Source organism: Streptococcus toyakuensis (assembly GCF_024346585.1).
In the GTDB taxonomy this organism is placed as follows: Bacteria; Bacillota; Bacilli; order Lactobacillales; family Streptococcaceae; genus Streptococcus; species Streptococcus toyakuensis.
This window is the reverse complement of record NZ_AP024523.1, coordinates 73,635-91,870: the sequence shown is the minus strand read 5'-3', so window position 1 is coordinate 91,870 and position 18,236 is coordinate 73,635. Positions and strand designations below refer to the sequence as shown.

Here is an 18,236-nt window from a genome sequence, read left to right as displayed (position 1 = left end):
CATATATCTTCTAATAAGATAGAGTGCTGAAACAGTTTAATAAAGGAGACAGGATTTATGAAACCAATTGAAACAAGCTTTAAACGAATTGAAACCAAATATGTCGTTACCAAGACTGACTTGGCTAATTTAATAGAAGACTTAAAAACATACCTCGTCGAGGATGACTATCCAACATCTACCATTTCTAATATCTACTTTGATACAGAGCAATTTGATATGATTCAGGATGATAGCCAAGGTACTAAGCGTAAAGAAAAGATTCGGATGCGAACCTATCTCAGTCAAGTCCAGCCAGATAGTCAGGTATTTTTAGAAATCAAATCCAAGGACAGGACTGGTGTCGGGCGAAAATATCGTCTCTTGTCGACTCTCCAGTCTATCACCCAGTTTATGACCAAAGGACAGCTGGATAGCAGCATCAAGGACCAAATGATGATTGAAAAAATCCAGCAACTCCAAGAGGAATATCAGCAATCTATCATCCCTCGTATGTATATTTACTACGACCGCTTTTCTCTCAAGGAAAAGAAAGAAATTAGTGGATTTCCCTACAATAAAATTCGTGTCACCATTGACCAAAATCTAACCTATCGTGATGAGAATGTCAGTTTATTTTCAGGAAAGGACGGTTTTCCTCTACTAAACGAGGACATTGTCATCATGGAAATTAAAGCACCTGGTAGAAAACCCCAATGGCTACAAGATATTCTCGACCAATATGGACTGGTAGAGCAGAAATTTTCAAAATACAGCTGCGCCTACCACAAGTCTCAAGGGCTGGACTATAGCCCACGACCAAGCACAGAAAGTGTAGGTACTACTTATGTCTAATCTTTTCAACTCTATTTTCAACGACACAACTGCCACTGCCAATCCTAGCCAGCTCTTTCTGGCTCTCTTGGTCAGCCTGATTTTAGGTTTGGCGCTGACCTGGGCTTACAAACACCGTACCCTCTATACACGGGAATTTGCTGTTAGTTTGACCCTACTCCCCTGCTTGATGACCTTGGTCATATTTCTGGTAAATGGCAGCTTAGGAACCTCTATCGCTGTTGCAGGAACCTTTAGCCTCATTCGTTTCCGTTCAGCTACCAGTGGCTCACGGGAACTAATTGCTATCTTCCTTGCCATGATTATCGGGCTGGCAGCAGGTACCGGCTACCTAGCCCTAGCGTTTCTCTTCACCGTCTTTATCTTAGCGGTATGGCTTCTTTTGGAAAAACAACAAAGCAAGAGCAACCACCAACGTCGCAGACTATTAACCATCACAATCGCCAACCAAGAAAATCAACTTCAAACTATCCAATCTGGACTGGCACAATTCTGTACCGAGTTAGACCTCATCTCCATTGATACCAGCAATGATGGGGAACAGGTCACCACTGTCTATGAAGTGGATTTCAAGGCTCAAACCAACGACTTTCAAATCATCAATTACCTCACTAGAGAACAGGATACTTACCAGGTTTCCCTGACCAAAAATGCTAAGAAGAGAAAGAATTTGTAATTTTCAAATCAAATAGCAAACTAAGAATCTCTTGAGTACCACCATTCTTTACCAATCAAAAAACTCCGTAGTCTCTAGCGCCATAAATCCGGCTAGAGATTACAGAGTTATTTTTTAATCTAAACTTCCTACAAGAGTATAGTATCTACTGAAAGGATATGGTATTTGTAGGGAATACTTTAAAGGATACTCATAGGAAGTAAGTATTAACTAGTTATATTAGGTTTAGTTTACCCATTCACCATTGGCATTGACTCTATAGCCATCTACAGTTGTATTGACTGCAAGGGCACCTGAACCGTCAACATAGTACCATTTGTCTGATACTTTGAACCATTGGCTTGCTTTCATAGCACCTGATGCTTCAAGATAGTACCAAGTACCTCCATCTTTAAGCCAACCTGTTGCCATTGAACCGTTAGCATTTAGGTAGTACCATGAACCATTGACTTTAGCCCAACCTGTTGCCATAGCGCCGTTAGCGTTTAGGTAGTACCATGAACCATTGTATTGGAGCCATCCTGTCGCCATAGCGCCATTAGCGTTTAGGTAGTACCATGAACCGTTGTCTTGGAGCCATCCTGTAGCCATTGAACCATCAGTCTTGTAGAAGTACCACATACCATTTTCTTGTTTCCAACCTGTTTTTGGAGCGGCTGGTTTAGCTGGTTCTACTACAGAATATGAGCTGTATGATGGAACATATGAAGGGTATGAAGGGACATATGTCGGATTAGATGGTCTTGCAGGAACAGAAGGTTGTGCTGGAGTGTCTCCAGCTGGTTTTGGAGCTGGGGCTGGAGTTTCTGGAGCTGGTTGAGATGGCTCTTCAGCTGGTTTTTCTGCTGGTTTCTCTGCCGGTTTTTCTGCCGGTTTTTCCGCTGGTTTCTCCGCCGGTTTTTCCGCTGGTTTTTCCGCTGGTTTCTCCGCCGGTTTTTCCGCTGGTTTCTCTGCCGGTTTTTCCGCTGGTTTCTCCGCCGGTTTTTCCGCTGGTTTTTCCGCTGGTTTTTCCGCTGGTTTCTCCGCTGGTTTCTCCGCCGGTTTTTCCGCTGGTTTCTCCGCCGGTTTTTCCGCTGGTTTTTCCGCTGGTTTCTCTGCCGGTTTTTCCGCTGGTTTCTCCGCCGGTTTTTCCGCTGGTTTTTCCGCTGGTTTTTCTTTAGCTTTATCTTCTTCTGCAGCTTTCTTATTTAATTCATCGATAAATTTTTCAGCTTGTTTTGCAGTTAAGCCTTTTTTGAAGCCTTCTACAATTTGTTTTCTTGTTTCATCTGATGCTGCTTTTAATGCTGCAATTGTATCAGCTTTTGCTTTTGCTTCTTCTGGACTATTAGTTTCAGCTTTTTCTAATTCTGCGATTGCTGCTTTCAATGCTGCATCATAGTTTGCTAAAAATTCTTCCTGAGCTGCTTTCTCTTCTTCTGCTGACTTTTTATTTGCATCATCGATTGCTTTTTCAGCGTCTTCTGCAGTTAAGCCTTGTTTGAAACCTTCTACGATTTTAGCTTTTGTTTTATCTGCTTCTGCTTTTAATTTTGCAATCGTATCTTGAATTTGTTCTTCTATTTCAGGATTATTTTTTGCATCTTCTTCTAATTTTGAAACCGTATCCTTTAATGCCTTGTCAAAATTAGCTAAAAATTCTTGTTGAGCAGCTTCTTCTTCCTTAGCTTCTTTTTCTTCTGCAACTTCCTCTTCTTTAGCTTTTGATTCTATTTCTTCTTCAGCATCTTCTGCAGTTAGACCTTTTTTGAAGCGTTCTTCATAGTCAGCTTTCTGAGCTTTAGTTCGTTTTTTAAATTCATCAATAAACCCTTGAATTTGTTTTTCTAATTCTGGATCTCCTTTTGCATTCTCTAAATATTCTTCTAATTCTTTAACTGTAGCTTCTGCAGCTTTATCAAAATTATCTAAAAATTCTTTTTGAGCAGCTGCTTCTTCCTTAGCTTCTTTTTCCTCTGCAACTTCCTCTTCTTTAGCTGTTTTTTCTATTTCTTCTTCAGCATCTTCTGCAGTTAGACCTTTTTTGAAGCGTTCTTCATAGTCAGCTTTCTGAGCTTTAGTTCGTTTTTTAAATTCATCAATAAACCCTTGAATTTGTTTTTCTAATTCTGGATCTCCTTTTGCATTCTCTAAATATTCTTCTAATTCTTTAACTGTAGCTTCTGCAGCTTTATCAAAATTAGATAAGAATTCTTTTTGCTTCTCTGATAAAGAATTTTCGACAGCTTGTGGAGCGTCTTCTGCTCTTACAAAAGTAGGCTGAGACGCAACAAAACCAGCCCCTAAGATAGCGACGCTGGCTAGACTTGTTAAAATCATTTTTTTCTTATTCATCATTTACCTCTTTTCTGATAATCGTTTTCAGACTATACTATATTAAGTATACCCCCCCCCACAAATCTTTGTCAAGTGTTTTATATTAAATTTTTGTTACATTTTTGTTCGGAATTTTATTTGTTTTATCAAAGTTTTTGTGAAAATCGTTTTGAAAACTTTGATATTTCTTTACATTTTCTTTCCTAGAGTTTCTCTTTTATTCTGGTGTGTATTTGCTTCTCACACTGCTTTTCTATTGCAGATGAGACTCAATGAAAATCAAAAAGCAAACTAGGAAGCGAATCGTAGGTTGCTCAAAACACTGTTTTGAGGTTGCAGATAGAACTGGCGAAGTCAGTAACATATACCTACACCAAGGCGAAGCTGACGTGGTTTGAAGAGATTTTCGGAGAGTATAAAGCTTACATTCCAGAAATAAACAGATACCAAAAGCAAATGTCCAAGGTTGATTTTTGAATTAGGAATAGTCTAGCATATTTGCGATAGATGATGACTCGTTCTTATTTTCAGTGAGTAGCAACTGACCCGAGACACTCCAAAAAAGAGGCCAATGTTCGCCATCAACCTCTTTCTTATCGTTCATTCTTTTTGCTAAGTAAGATGAATACTTTACCTATGGCCTGACATTTTCAGCCTAGTTTACCCATTCACCATTACCATTTACACGGTAACCATCTGGTGTTGTTGTGCTCACAGCCAAAGCTCCAGAACCGTAGGCATAGTACCAGTGTGGTCCAACTTTAAACCAACCTGTCTTCATGATACCTGCTTCGTCAAGGTAATACCAAGTGCCATTTTCCTTGTACCAGCCTGTCTTCATAGCTCCTGAGCCGTCAAAGTAGAACCATCTGCTACCATCTGTTCCCCAGCCTGTAAACATAGCACCTGAATTGCTCAAGTAATACCAGCTACCAGAAACTTTTACAAATCCAGTCTGCATGATACCTAAGTCATTCAAATAGTACCATTTACCATCTGTTTTCACCCAGCCTGTCTTCACATCACCAGACTCATAAAAATACCATTTGCCATTAGATTGCACCCAACCAGACTGATCAGACGTAGACGCTCTAAAATCTTTCAGTGGTTTTTCTACAACCGTAGCTTTAGTTTTAACTGTTGAAAGGTTTGAGGCAGTCACTTCTGTATACTGAACAGCAGAACCATATCCACCAGCCAATTCCTCTGAAGAAGCATCATCACCTAGAGTTTGAGCAATTGTAATAGCTTTGTATTGATTGTTAGGATTTTTAAAAACTGCCATTCCCATGTGTGTAAATTTAGGGTTAATTAGCGACTCATAGTGACCAGATTTCCCGTTGTCTGAACCACTATTTTTTTTCTGCACATAATCTGCTTTTTCAGAACGCCATTGTTCAATAGCTTTTAGAAAACCGTCATGATTCCATGCCAAATTTTCTCCCATCATGCTGTTACCAGTTGGAAAGGCGCTCCAGATTTCTTTATTAGAAAGACGCTCATGTTTCATAGTCACAGATGCTTCTGTAGCTCTAACAAAAGCTGCCTTTTCTAGGTCAGTTGACCATTTGATAGGGACATACTTATCTACCAAACCTTCGTCAGCTGCTTCTTTACGAATAGCATTAATGGCATCCAAAATAGATTGTTGATGAGGAGCTACAAATTCTCCTTTGATTCCAACCAAAACATTGCCACTAGAAGGTTTTAGCACCTCTGAGGTCAATACATTACCATCAGCAGATTGCGTTGCCACCAATCTGTCATTGGCAAAAACATCATTTGTCAAAACTGCTCCTGCCAAGGTCAAAGCCAAAGCACTAGCAAATACAATTTTCTTCATTGTTTACTCCTTATATCTTTTGAATCGTATCTTGATAAATACTTCTCGACACATAATTATATCATATTTTCCTATTCTTTGCCTGTTTCTACTAGTGTTATAAGGCAAATGCTATTCACCCCGCAAAGTAGAAACTTCATTCTTTACTTCACAACAAGTTCATAACGTGTCTTACTTGTGAAGGTTTGACCGGCTTTAAGGATGACTTGGTCTCTGAGGTCACTGTGAATGGCATCTGGTAAAGCTTGCGCTTCAAGGGCAATCCCATTGTGCTGTACCATTGGCTGACCCCCTATGATGACACTCTCATCCACAAAGTTTGCTGTGTAGACCACAAAGCATGGGGCTTCTGTCTTGAAAAGCAGGAAGCGACCTGAGTTTTGGTCATAAAGGAATCCAGCATTGTCATGACCTGCAGGAAGGGCAAATGGATGATCCAAACCAGATACCAGTTGGATTTGCTCATCTTCTTCTGCAAAGATGTCCTTCAACAAGGCTCCATTGTAGATGTGTTTCACTACATCGCGATTGGCATCTGGAGTTTTGGCAGGAACCCCATCAGGAGCGATTGGGTAAATACCCTCTGTGTTTAGTTGGAAGACATGGCGGTCAATTGTCTGCGTGAAATCACCAGACAAGTTGAAATAGCTGTGGTTGGTTGGATTGACCAGCGTATCTTGATCTGTCGTTACCTTGTAGCTGATTTCATAGGCACCAGTTTCTTCCAAGTGGTAACTGATCCAAATCTTGAGATTCCCAGGAAATCCTCCTGTCCCATCTGTACGCTCTGTATAGAGGGTCAAGCCATGGTCGCTCACTTCAACTAGTTCAAACAAGCTCGAATCCCAACCTGTTGAACCACTGTGGTTACAGTTGCTAGCATTGTTAACTTCAAGGTCATAGGTCTTGCCATTAAGCTCAAATGTCGCACCAGCAATACGACCTGCAACAGGGCCTACGCTAGCTCCATGCTTGGGACTATTTCCCACATAGCTTTCAAAATCATCAAATCCCAAGATAATATTTGCAAAATTTCCAGCCTTATCAGGTGTGACGTAGCGCAAGATGGTCGCACCATAAGTCATGACCTCAAGTTGGTAGCCACCGTTCGTCTCAAATCGATAGGCCAAAGCATCTTGTCCCTCAACATTTCCAAACACACGCTCTGTGTATGCTTTCATTCTGTTCTCCTTTTACTATTTCTCTCAATCAAACAAACCATAGAAAGCGAATTGACAATCTATGGTTTACTTGTATGATTTACAAACCCCTTTATCAAGAATCTATAAACGCAGTATCACTTTTGATATTCGTGGATGATAACACCTTGTACCACACGGTTTACGGTACCTGTAGGAGACGGTGTATCTGGTTTATTTTCTACCTTGAGTGAAGTCAATAGGGCAAAGAGTTGGGCATAAACGATGTAAGGGAAGACACGGTAAATATCATTCAAGACACCGCCACAACCAAGGGCCACTTCTTTGACATTTTCAAGACCAAAGGCTTGATCACTCAAAAGCACAACACGGCGAGCAATGTGATCACCAGCAACTTCACGAACCAAGTCCAAGTCGTACTTGCGAGTGTAGTCTGTTGTTGTACCAAAGACCAAAACAACTGTATCTTCGTTGATAAGAGATTTTGGACCGTGACGGAAGCCGACTGGGCTTTCATACATAGTCGCAACTTGACCAGCAGTTAGTTCCAAAATCTTGAGCTGAGCTTCATGAGCAAGACCAAAGAAAGGACCAGCACCTAGATAGATGACACGGTTAAAGTCTAAATCAACAAGTTCTTTGACATCTTCTGCATTGTCTAGAACTTTACGGGCAAGACTAGATACAACTTCAAAACGTTCAGCTTTAACAGCAAATTCTGTAGGATCAAAGACCAAGAGAGCTGTCAACATCATAGACGTAAAGCTAGAAGTCATGGCAAATCCAGCGTCATTAGAGGCAGCTGGTTGCAAAAGCAAAAGATTGCGGTCATCGCCATGGGCTTGAAGAGCCAATTTACCATCTGCTGCGCAAGTAATCGTCACTTGATAAAGCTCATTCACCAAGGCTTTGGCCAAATCAACAGTCGCCACACTTTCAGGCGAGTTCCCACTACGAGCAAAAGATACAAGGACAGTCGCCACATCTTTTTTCAAATAGGTTTCTGGATTGGCAACGATATCTGTTGTCGCAATAGCATTGAAATTCCATTTACGTTCGTCATAGACTTCCTTAAAGTAAGGTACCAAGGTATCTCCCACATAAGCAGAAGTCCCCGCACCTGTCAAGATAACCTTGATATAGTCATGTTTATCCGCAATCCCTTGCAGGAAGGCTGCAATTTCTTCACGTTTTGCTTGATAAGATTCAAAAGCTTCTTTCCATACATCAGGCTGTTGGTAAATTTCACGTGTAGTGATTTCTGCACCCAATTCGAGCAAGTCTTCTTTTGTATAATGTAGCATTGAATTCCTCTTTTTCTATTAAACATGGGAATGGGAGTAAGCCCCATTCCCATGTATATTCTATATAAAATGCTCTAACGATTTTCACGTTGTCACATCGTATACTCAATGAAAATCAAAGAGCAAACTAGGAAACTAGCCGCAGGCTGCTCAAAGCACTGCTTTGAGGTTGTAGATAGAACTGACGAAGTCAGCTCAAAACACTGTTTTGAGGTTTCAGATAGAACTGACGAAGTCAGTAACATATACCTACGGCAAGGCGACACTAGTATGGTTTAAAGAGATTTTCGAAGAGTATTATTCATCTTCGTCATCATCGAAGCCCGCTAACAGGTCATTGACTTTCACAATGCTTTCTGCAGCACGGTTCTTATAATCCGCATCTGCGCCTGTAAGGCTCGCATTGATAAATTCAATCACCATTGGAAGATTCATCCCAGCATAAAGTTCGATGTCACGACCTTCCATGATCAAACGGCTTACCACATTACATGGTGTCCCACCGAGAAGATCCGCAAAGACTAGGAAATCATCTAATCCTTCAATAGCAGCTTCAAATTTTGCAGTAAAGTCTTCTGGGCCATCTTCTGGAAGAAGAGCTACTGTGTAAATGTTGTCTTGTGGGCCCATGATCATTTCTGTGCTACCTTTAAGCTCCTCACAGAAGCGACCATGGCTCACCAAAATTAATGATTGCGTCATAAATTATGCGCCCATTCCAAGTACAAATTTACCAAAGGCAGAAAGAGCCAAAGCAAGTACGATAATAATACCGATAGCTTTAGTAGAGTTCATACCTTTCTTACCAAGCAACCAGAAGATAAAGGCAGTAAAGATTGCTGGAAGCAAGCGTGGGAAGATTTGGTTCAAGATGTCTTGGAAGTCAATCATCTTCTCACCGATTGCCCATTTGTAAGAAATTTCAAAGTTGATCATTGTTGCTACAAGAGCACCCATCATGAAGACACCAAGTACAGATGCAGCGTCAATCAAAGCTGTCAAGGTACTTTGCATGTTGTTGATAAGGTTAACCCCTTCTTTGTAGGCAAATTCCAACTGTTTCCAACGGAAGATATCATACGCTACTGCAACTGCAATCCAAAGGAAGATACCCCAAGGTTGACCACCGATAGCCATAGTTGCTGCGATAGATCCCATGATAGCAGGTACAAGTGAACCAAAGATTGTATCTCCAAGAGGAGCGAATGGTCCCATCAAACCTGTCTTGATACCATTAACGGCATCTTTTGAACCTACACCATCTTTTTCTTCCATGGCAAGGTCAAAACCAGCGATAATGGTGTGGAAGAATGGTGAAGTATTGAAGAATTGAGTATGAACTTTCATCATTTCTTTCAATTCAGGAGTTCCATCCCCATACATTTTACGCAATTGAGGCAAGATCATGTAAAGGTAACCAGAAGCTTGCATACGTTCGTAGTTCCAACCTAATTGGAAAGTAAACAAGCTACGTTTGTTGATTTGGTTAAAATCTTCTTTTGTAAGTTTGTAATTAGAATTCGTCATCTTCGATTTCCCCACTTTCTGATGGTGTAGAAGGTGCTGCTACAGCTACTTTTTGGCTATTTTTGAAGTGAAGCACTGCAAGGAAGATACCTACGATAGAGATACCAATCATAGACAATCCTTTGAAGTTGTTCACGAAACCAATTTTTTCAGCAACATCTTTAGGTAGAGTACCGATAATACCTGCAACAGCGCCACCAAGACCTGTTACATATGAGTAAAGAACAGTCAACATAGCTGTCAAACCAAATCCCATAGCAAGGTAGTGAAGGTTACGTTTAACTGGAAGGTAACGAAGCAAGATTGCAAATCCAAGACCTGGAAGCATACGTCCTGCAAGTGTCAAGCCATCTGCAACCCATTTGTAGGCTTCAACGAAGTCTACCACTGATTGTACGAAGGCACCACCAAAAGCAAGGGCAAAGAAGACTGGAAGGGCACGAGATAGAGCCCAAGGAATCGCACCAAGCAAGTAGTTGCGTTCAATACCTTTATAGTCAAAGCGTTCGATTGCAGCATCCACACGGTGAGCGAAGAAAGTAGTTGTCATACGTCCAAGAACGTCGAAGTAAGTCAAGAGAGCTGCTACTGGCACAGCGATTGTTGTAATCGCCAGTGATGCATCAATTCCTTGTGAAACAGAGAAGGCTGTCGCAAGAACCGCACCAGAAGTTGCGTCGATACGAGAAGCACCACCGAAGGTACCAACCCCAAGAACGAACAGTTGCAAGTTACCACCGATAAGCAGACCAGTAGTCACATCTCCCATGATTAAACCAGTAATGAAACCAGCAAATACAGGGGAACCTGCAGATGAAACGATCGTCAACTCATCACAGATTTGATAAGCTGAGTACAAAGTGAGAAGTAAAATTTGCCACCATTGTATCATAACAATGACCTCCTAAAAATTTTTTCCTATTTTAATAAGCTCAAAAAGTCTGAAATTGGATCATTTGGAACCATTTGAGCAGTAAGTTTAACACCTTTTTCTGCCAATTTGTGGAAGTCTTCCACATCCTTGTCTACTACGTTGATAGAACGTGTGACGGGGCGAGTTTCTGGTGTTTGAGACATATTCCCAACATTAAGGGTTTCAATTGGTACACCTGCTTCAACCAAACCAAGGAAGCGGTCTGGTTTACGAGCCACGATAAAGAGACGTTGGCTATCATATTTTCCAGCAAGAATATTGGCTGCCGCTTTTTCAATTGGCAAAATACTCAATTTCACACCTGGTGGTGTCGCAAGTTTCAAACCACTCTTTTCAACGTCATTGTTGACAACTTCGTCGTCTACAACCATAATACGTGAAACATTTAGTTTCCCTGCCCAAAGATTGGCTACTTGTCCGTGGATCAAACGTCCATCGATACGGCATCCTACAATTGTCATAAATTTTCCCCCTTTATATGTTTTAGTGTAGGTTTACGAGTTAAATGAATCTCTTCTTTATATTCACCCTCTGTCTCAAAGATAATGATGCGGTTATCACCTTCCTTGAGATAGCTATGAGGGATATAAAGCGAGAGGGTCGGGCCGACGTTCCAAAAACGTCCTAGATTCTGCCCATTGACAAAGGCAACTCCCTTACCAAACTCAGACAAGTCTAGGTAAGTATCTTTTGGCGCTTCGATTGTAAAATCATAAGCGTAAAAGGCTGGTTGTCCTTCTGTCCATCCTTTTGAAAAATCAATTTTCTCAGGATTGTCTAGAGGAAGTGGATAGTGTTTCCAGTTTAGTAAGAAGTGCAAATCCTTACAAACCCCTGTCCGAATTCCCTTACGTTGCGTATCTGCTAAGAACTTGTGTCCATAGTTGACACGCCCCATATTTTCTACCAAGATATCTAGTCTAGATAGCGCTTTCTTTTCGCCTTGATAAAAAATATCTTCCCCAATCTCTGTCTGATATTGGGTTTCGACCCACTGACCATCGACATAAAGCTGAGCCCTATCTCGACCATCAATGATACGAAGTCTTTCTTCTTCTGCATCCCAGTTTATTTCTGTTCGATAGAGTAGGTAGCCATAACTTTGTCCCAACTCCTCCATCTTTTTAGGATAAAGGCTTTCTACAGGACTAGACAAACTATCCAAGGTTTCAAACAAGGAAACTTTTTCAACTAGTGGAATAGCATCCAACTCCATACTCTCTTTGTAGAGTGGTTCCAACTGCGAATACTCTGGAAAATGTGTTGCCATCATCTTCTTGACTGCCAGATATTTGGCAGTTGGATTTCCTTCCTCATCTAGAAGGGCATCGTAATCATAAGATGTAACTTGTGGCAGGTCCAAAGTCCCTCGAGCTGAGCAACCATTCATGAAGCCAAAGTTTGTACCACCATGGAACATGTAGAGATTGATAGAGCCTTGTTCCAAAACCTCTCGAACTGCATCTGCCAACTCTTTCGGATCCCGTGTGATAATCGGCTCTTTCCAACGATTGAACCAGCCATCCCAGAACTCCATACACATGAGCGGCCATTTCTTGCCATATTCATCAAAGAATTCCTGCATCTGTGAAAAGTTGTACGGAGCTTTAGAACCAAAGTTTCCTGTTACAAAGAGGTCATCTTCGATTAAGGTTCCAGCTTTCAGAGTAGCTCTCCATGGACCATCTGATGTAAAGAGAGGACAGGTTACGCCACGCTCTTCCATCAACTGTCGAATTGCTCTCAGATAAGCCTTATCTTCTCCATAAGAACCATACTCATTTTCAACCTGCATCATGAGGATATTGCCACCATTGTCCAACAAATGTGGAACCAATCGTGACAAGAGTTGGTCATAATAGCGACCCACAGCTTCAATATAGGCTGGATCGGATGAGCGGATTCTCATATCTTTGGTTAAGAGCCAAGCTGGTAAGCCACCGAATTCCCATTCCGCACAGATAAAGGGAGACGGACGAACGATAGCGTAGAGACCCAAATCTTGTGCCGTTTGGAGAAATCGCTCCAAATCCAGAGCTCCTTCAAAGTGAAACTCACCCTCACGAGGCTCGTGTAAATTCCAGGCCACATAAGTCTCTACTGTATTAAAACCAAGAGCCTTCAAGTTATAGAGCGAATGATACCAATCTTCTGGAGGAACCCTAAAATAATGAATGGCGCCAGATAAAATCTTAAATGATTTTCCATCGAGATAAACATCATCCCGTATCTCAAATCGTGTCATATTCTTACCTTCTGACAACTAAAGTTTACGCTTTCATTTGTTGATATAGTAAATATATCTCAATATCTTACATTTGTCAATAGGTTTTCACAATTTTTTTCATTTTTCACTAAATTTTACACAAAAAACTTATAAAAATCTTGTAATCTATAGTCATAACAACATTTTAGCACCATGTATAAAAATGTAGGTTTTTCTATTTATTCCTATGTAAATTAACCTTATAGCCTATTATTCTAATTTTTTTATTCAAAAGGCTACTATTCTTTCCAGTTTTATGGTAAAATCTTTAACTGAGAAGGAAAATCGAGGTGAAAACATGGCAATTCCAAAGTATCAATATATTAAAGATGAGTTAAAGAACAAAATCATTTCTGGTCAATTTGCCAGTGGAGATAAATTCTACACTGAAGCTGAATTGATTGCAATGTATGATGTGAGTTCTATCACAGTTGTCCGCGCCTTAAACGACCTTGCCAAGGATGGCTATATTGTCCGTCAACAAGGAAAGGGTACATTCGTTTCACGCGCACGCAAACACAAACTCGTAGAGTTTTCAGATGTAGAAGTTTTTGAAACTAAAGATGATAAAGTTACCGTCCTTTCTATTGAGCGTGGAAATAAACTAAGCTACTTAGAAAAACTTGGACTACGTGGAGATCAGTTCTACTACAAGATTGAACGCGTACGCGAAACAGGTGGTGTTGTGTACATCTACCATACATCTTACATTCCAGAACAATACATCAACGCAAATTATCCAAATCTTGAATATTATAGCTCTATCTATAACCGTTTCAAATTGGATTATCACATCCACATGAATGATGAACATTTTGAAGAAATCAATGAAATAGCATTTCCAACTCCAGAACATGCGGCTTCGGTCCTCGGAGTCGATGAACAATTCCCAACCGTTTTACAAACCAAGACTACTAAACTAGAGTCTACTGGTCAAGTTCTCGCATACAGCGAAACATATAAACGAGCAGATTACTACAAAATCAAATTCATTTCATGTGACCGTGATCACTAAGAAGAAAACCTGAGCCTAAACGCTTGGGCTTTTTCTATGCTTATTATACCACACCAAAAAGGTAGCGCTTACCTATTTTTGGAAGATTCTATAATTTGTGGAATATTTTATAGAAATAGAACCAAAAAGATTCTACTAGATATATATGTATCTTTTCCGACCAATCTAAAATCTTAAGTTTAAATTTTATATTTTTTTATACTTATTATAGTTTTTTATCATCTCCTCTTGACTCTTATTAATATAAGAAATAAAATAAGGGTGTTGTTTTATGTAAACGCTATCAATATAAAATACAATCAGGAGGTTTTGCAATGAAACAAGAAAAACAACAACGTTTTTCCATTCGTAAATATGCTGTAGGAGCAGCTTCTGTTCTAATTGGATTTGCCTTCCAAGCACAGGCTGTTGCAGCCGATGGAGTTACTCCTACTACAGAAAACCAACCGACCATCCATACGGTTTCCGATTCCCCTCAACCATCCGAAAATCGGACTGAGGAAACACCTAAAGCAGAGCTTCAACCAGAAGCTCCAAAAACTGTAGAAACAGAAGCTCCAGCTACTGATAAGGTAGCTAGTCTTCCAAAAACAGAGGAAAAACCACAAGAGGAAGTTAGTTCAACTCCTAGTGATGAAGAAGAAGAAGTGGTAACTCCAACTTCTGTTGAAAAAGAAGCTGCCGATAAAAAGGCAGAAGAAGCTAGCCCTAAAAAGGAAGAGCAGAAAGAGTCTAATTCTAAAGAGTCGGATACAGACAAGACTGATAAGTCAGAAGCTGACAAGGATAAACCAGCAACAGAGGCAGAAAAGGAACGCGCTGCAACTGAAAATGAAAAATTAGCTAAACGAAAAATCGTTTCAATTGATGCCGGACGTAAATATTTCTCACCTGAGCAGCTCAAAGAAATTATCGACAAAGCTAAAGAATATGGTTACACAGATCTTCATCTCTTGGTAGGTAACGATGGACTCCGTTTCATGTTGGATGATATGTCTATGAAAGTGGGCGATAAAACCTACTCTAGTGATGATGTCAAACGCGCCATTGAAAATGGAACAAATGCTTATTACAATGATCCAAATGGTAACCATCTCACTGAAAGTCAGATGACAGATTTGATTAATTATGCCAAAGATAAAGGAATTGGAGTAATTCCAACTGTCAATAGTCCTGGACATATGGATGCTATGCTCCATGCTATGAAAGAACTTGGCATTGAGAATCCTAACTTTGATTATTTTGGTAAAAAATCGGAACGAACTGTTGACTTAAATAATAAACAAGCAGTCGATTTTACAAAAACTCTGATTGACAAATACGCTAACTACTTCTCTAACAAATCTGAAATTTTCAATATTGGACTAGATGAATATGCTAATGATGCGACAGATGCTAAAGGTTGGAGTGTGCTTCAAGCTGATAAATATTATCCAAATGAAGGTTACCCTGAAAAAGGATATGAAAAATTCATCTCTTACGCTAATGACCTCGCTCGTATTGTAAAATCTCACGGTCTCAAACCAATGGCCTTTAACGACGGTATCTACTACAATAGCGACACAAGCTTTGGTAGTTTTGACAAAGACATCATCGTTTCTATGTGGACTGGTGGTTGGGGGGGCTACGACGTTGCTTCTTCTAAACTACTAGCTGAAAAAGGTCACCAAATCCTTAATACCAATGATGCTTGGTACTACGTTCTTGGACGAAACGCTGACGGCCAAGGTTGGTACAATCTCGATCAGGGGCTCAATGGTATTAAAAACACACCAATCACTTCTGTACCAAAAACAGAAGGAGCTGATGTGCCAATCATCGGTGGTATGGTAGCTGCTTGGGCCGATACCCCATCTGCACGTTATTCACCATCTCGCCTCTTCAAACTTATGCGTCATTTTGCAAATGCCAACGCTGAATACTTCGCAGCCAACTATGAACCTGCAGAAAAAGCACTAGAAACTATTCCAAAAGACTCTAACCGTTATACAGCTGAAAGTTTTGCTGCTGTCAAAGAAGCTGAAAAAGCCATCCGTTCGCTCGATAGCAATCTCAGCCGTGCTCAACAAGACACGATTGAACAAGCAATCGCAAACCTTCAAGATGCTATTAAAAACTTGGCTTTAACTCCAGAAGCACAAAAAGAAGAGGATGCTAAACGCGAACTTGAAAAACTTAATAAGAATAAAGTCATTTCCATCGATGCAGGTCGCAAATACTTCTCTCTAGATCAACTCAAACGCATCGTAGACAAGGCGAGCGAGCTCGGCTACTCTGATGCCCACCTCCTTCTAGGAAATGATGGCCTTCGCTTCCTACTCGATGATATGACCATTACTGCAAACGGAAAAACCTATGCTAGTGATGACGTTAAAAAAGCTATTATCGAAGGAACTAAAGCTTACTACGACGATCCAAACGGTACTGCACTGACACAGGCAGAAGTGACAGAACTTGCCAAATACGCTAAGGAAAAAGGTATTGGTCTGATTCCAGCTATTAATAGCCCAGGACATATGGATGCTATGCTGGTCGCCATGGAAAAACTTGGCATCGCGAATCCTCAAGCCAACTTTGATAAGGTCTCAAAAACAACCATGGACCTTGAAAATCAAGAAGCCCTTAACTTTACCAAAGCCCTTATCGGTAAGTATATGGATTACTTTGCTGATAAATCAAAGATTTTCAACTATGGTACAGATGAGTATGCCAATGATGCGACCAACGCCCAAGGTTGGTACTACCTCAAATGGTATGGACTCTATAACAAGTTCGCAGACTATTCTAACAGCCTAGCTGCTATAGCCAAGGAAAGAGGGCTACAACCAATGGCCTTCAACGATGGTTTCTATTATGAAGACAAGGACGATGCTGAATTTGATAAAGATGTCTTGATTTCTTACTGGTCTAAAGGCTGGTGGGGCTACAACCTTGCTTCACCTCAATATCTAGCAAGCAAGGGTTATAAGTTCTTGAATACCAACGGTGACTGGTACTACATTCTCGGCCAAAAACCAGAAGATGGTGGTGGTTTCCTCAAAAAAGCTATTGAGAATACTGGAAAAACACCATTCAATCAACTAGCTTCTACCAAATATCCTGAAGTAGACCTTCCAACAGTTGGAAGTATGCTTTCAATCTGGGCAGATAGACCAAGTGCTGAGTACAAGGAAGAGGAAATCTTTGAACTCATGACTGCCTTTGCAGACCACAACAAAGACTACTTCCGTGCTAATTATAATGCTCTCCGCGAAGAATTAGCTAAAATTCCTACAAACTTAGACGGATACAGCACAGAGAGCCTAGCTGCACTCAAGGCAGCAAAAGATGGACTGAACCTTAACCTCAACCGCAGCAAACAAGCTGAATTAGACGCACTAGTAGGTAAGCTCAAGGCCGCTCTTCAAGGTCTCAAACCAGCTGCAACTCATTCAGGAAGCCTAGATGAAAATGAACTAGCTGCTAACGTTGAAACCAAGCCTGAACTAGTTGTGAAGACAGAAAGTATTCCGTTTAAAATCATTCGAAAAGAGAATCCGAATCTCCCAGCAGGCCAAGAAAAAGTTGTCAAAGCTGGAGTTCTAGGTGAACGCACTTCTTACGTATCTGTTCTTACTGAAAATGGAAAGGCTAGTGAAACCGTTCTAGATAGTCAAGTAACCAAAGAACCTGTCGATCAAATTGTGGAATTCGGAGCACCAATTACACATGTCGGCGATGAGAATGGCCTTGCTCCAATCGCAGAAGAAAAACCTAGACTAGACATTCCTAAGGAAGAGCCTAGCCGAACAGAAACTCCTTTCAAAGTAGTTGTTGAAAGCGGGCCTAAGGCTGAATCTAACTCTGCTAACGGAATCACTCATCAATTAGCAGATGGCAAAAATAGTAAACCTGGATGGAAATTAATTGAAAGCAAATGGTATTACTATGATCATGCAGATAAAGTGAAGACCGGTTGGGTTAAAGACGGAGCATGGTACTACTTAGATGAAACTGGTGTTATGCAAACTGGTTGGCAGAAAGTGAATGGTACATGGTATTATCTTGATAACTCAGGTGCTATGCAAACTGGTTGGATCGATCAAGGTGGATCATGGTACTATCTCAACGACTCAGGTGCCATGCAAACCGGCTGGGTCAACCAAGGAGATACATGGTATTATCTTGACAATTCAGGTACAATGAAAACCGGTTGGTTCCAAGTTGGAGATAAATGGTATTATTCATACCCTTCAGGAGCCTTAGCTGTCAACACAACAATTGATGGCTACGCTGTAAATGCCAATGGTGAATGGGTCTAATATCAATACTCATAAAGAAGATTCTGATAGAAAAGGAGTCAAAAAAGCGAGATGAAAATC

At 40.6% G+C, this 18,236-nt stretch carries 15 protein-coding genes; 6 read left to right on the top strand and 9 right to left on the bottom strand.

Annotated elements, in window-relative coordinates; all coding sequences use genetic code 11:
* The first annotated feature begins 57 nt into the window (after nucleotides 1-57).
* On the top strand, nucleotides 58-834 hold the full coding sequence (locus tag STYK_RS00440) for a polyphosphate polymerase domain-containing protein (protein ID WP_261805032.1): 777 nt from the start codon (nucleotides 58-60) through the stop codon (nucleotides 832-834).
* Nucleotides 827-1,510: a DUF4956 domain-containing protein gene (locus STYK_RS00435; protein WP_261805031.1), complete on the top strand. Its 684-nt coding sequence runs from the start codon at nucleotides 827-829 to the stop codon at nucleotides 1,508-1,510. The genes STYK_RS00440 and STYK_RS00435 overlap by 8 nt, the downstream gene beginning before the upstream one ends.
* A 225-nt stretch (nucleotides 1,511-1,735) precedes the next feature.
* Here STYK_RS00435 and STYK_RS10315 read toward each other — a convergent pair whose 3' ends face one another.
* On the bottom strand, nucleotides 1,736-3,844 hold the full coding sequence (locus STYK_RS10315; RefSeq protein ID WP_315972277.1) for a hypothetical protein: 2,109 nt from the start codon (nucleotides 3,842-3,844) through the stop codon (nucleotides 1,736-1,738).
* A 254-nt stretch (nucleotides 3,845-4,098) separates the two neighbouring features.
* On the opposite strand from STYK_RS10315, the gene STYK_RS00425 reads away from it, so the two are divergent.
* Nucleotides 4,099-4,224 (top strand): hypothetical protein, encoded by a 126-nt coding sequence (locus STYK_RS00425; protein ID WP_261805030.1) that lies wholly within the window; start codon nucleotides 4,099-4,101, stop codon nucleotides 4,222-4,224.
* 257 nt (nucleotides 4,225-4,481) lie between these two features.
* Here the strand turns inward: STYK_RS00425 and STYK_RS00420 are convergent, their stop codons facing one another.
* The 3 genes from STYK_RS00420 to STYK_RS00410 form a co-directional block, all read right to left on the bottom strand.
* Complete coding sequence (locus STYK_RS00420) at nucleotides 4,482-5,669, bottom strand: CAP domain-containing protein (RefSeq protein ID WP_261805029.1); 1,188 nt, start codon at nucleotides 5,667-5,669, stop codon at nucleotides 4,482-4,484.
* A gap of 143 nt (nucleotides 5,670-5,812) precedes the next feature.
* A complete protein-coding gene (locus STYK_RS00415) occupies nucleotides 5,813-6,850 on the bottom strand; it encodes an aldose epimerase family protein (RefSeq protein ID WP_261805028.1) in 1,038 nt (345 codons plus the stop codon).
* Between the two features lie 116 nt (nucleotides 6,851-6,966).
* Nucleotides 6,967-8,133 (bottom strand): SIS domain-containing protein, encoded by a 1,167-nt coding sequence (locus tag STYK_RS00410; RefSeq protein ID WP_261805027.1) that lies wholly within the window; start codon nucleotides 8,131-8,133, stop codon nucleotides 6,967-6,969.
* Nucleotides 8,134-8,241: 108 nt separating this feature from the next.
* Between STYK_RS00410 and STYK_RS00405 the strand changes: the two genes are divergently transcribed.
* Nucleotides 8,242-8,412 carry a hypothetical protein gene (locus STYK_RS00405; protein ID WP_049544561.1) on the top strand — a complete coding sequence of 57 codons (171 nt, stop codon included), beginning with the start codon at nucleotides 8,242-8,244 and terminating at the stop codon, nucleotides 8,410-8,412.
* Between the two features lie 18 nt (nucleotides 8,413-8,430).
* On the opposite strand, the gene STYK_RS00400 is transcribed toward STYK_RS00405, so the two are convergent.
* Genes STYK_RS00400 through STYK_RS00380 form a run of 5 tightly spaced genes read right to left on the bottom strand, consistent with a single transcriptional unit; the run spans nucleotide 8,431 to nucleotide 12,839 of the window.
* Complete coding sequence (locus tag STYK_RS00400) at nucleotides 8,431-8,835, bottom strand: PTS sugar transporter subunit IIA (RefSeq protein ID WP_080982531.1); 405 nt, start codon at nucleotides 8,833-8,835, stop codon at nucleotides 8,431-8,433.
* 3 nt (nucleotides 8,836-8,838) lie between these two features.
* Nucleotides 8,839-9,660, bottom strand: coding sequence for a PTS system mannose/fructose/sorbose family transporter subunit IID (locus STYK_RS00395; protein WP_000185294.1), 822 nt, complete (start codon nucleotides 9,658-9,660; stop codon nucleotides 8,839-8,841).
* The gene (locus STYK_RS00390; protein ID WP_000617009.1) at nucleotides 9,647-10,552 is read right to left on the bottom strand and encodes a PTS mannose/fructose/sorbose/N-acetylgalactosamine transporter subunit IIC; all 906 of its coding nucleotides are present in this window, start codon (nucleotides 10,550-10,552) and stop codon (nucleotides 9,647-9,649) included. The genes STYK_RS00395 and STYK_RS00390 overlap by 14 nt, the downstream gene beginning before the upstream one ends.
* Before the next feature lie 26 nt (nucleotides 10,553-10,578).
* Nucleotides 10,579-11,055: a PTS sugar transporter subunit IIB gene (locus tag STYK_RS00385; RefSeq protein ID WP_084923560.1), complete on the bottom strand. Its 477-nt coding sequence runs from the start codon at nucleotides 11,053-11,055 to the stop codon at nucleotides 10,579-10,581.
* Nucleotides 11,052-12,839 (bottom strand): glycoside hydrolase family 35 protein, encoded by a 1,788-nt coding sequence (locus STYK_RS00380; RefSeq protein WP_261805026.1) that lies wholly within the window; start codon nucleotides 12,837-12,839, stop codon nucleotides 11,052-11,054. Before STYK_RS00380 ends, STYK_RS00385 begins: the two co-directional genes overlap by 4 nt.
* Before the next feature lie 319 nt (nucleotides 12,840-13,158).
* Between STYK_RS00380 and STYK_RS00375 the strand changes: the two genes are divergently transcribed.
* Both STYK_RS00375 and STYK_RS00370 read left to right on the top strand, forming a co-directional pair.
* Nucleotides 13,159-13,875, top strand: a complete 717-nt coding sequence (locus STYK_RS00375; RefSeq protein WP_031237756.1) for a GntR family transcriptional regulator — start codon at nucleotides 13,159-13,161, stop codon at nucleotides 13,873-13,875.
* Between the two features lie 314 nt (nucleotides 13,876-14,189).
* The gene (locus tag STYK_RS00370) at nucleotides 14,190-18,176 is read left to right on the top strand and encodes a family 20 glycosylhydrolase (protein ID WP_261805025.1); all 3,987 of its coding nucleotides are present in this window, start codon (nucleotides 14,190-14,192) and stop codon (nucleotides 18,174-18,176) included.
* Nucleotides 18,177-18,236: the final 60 nt, after the last annotated feature.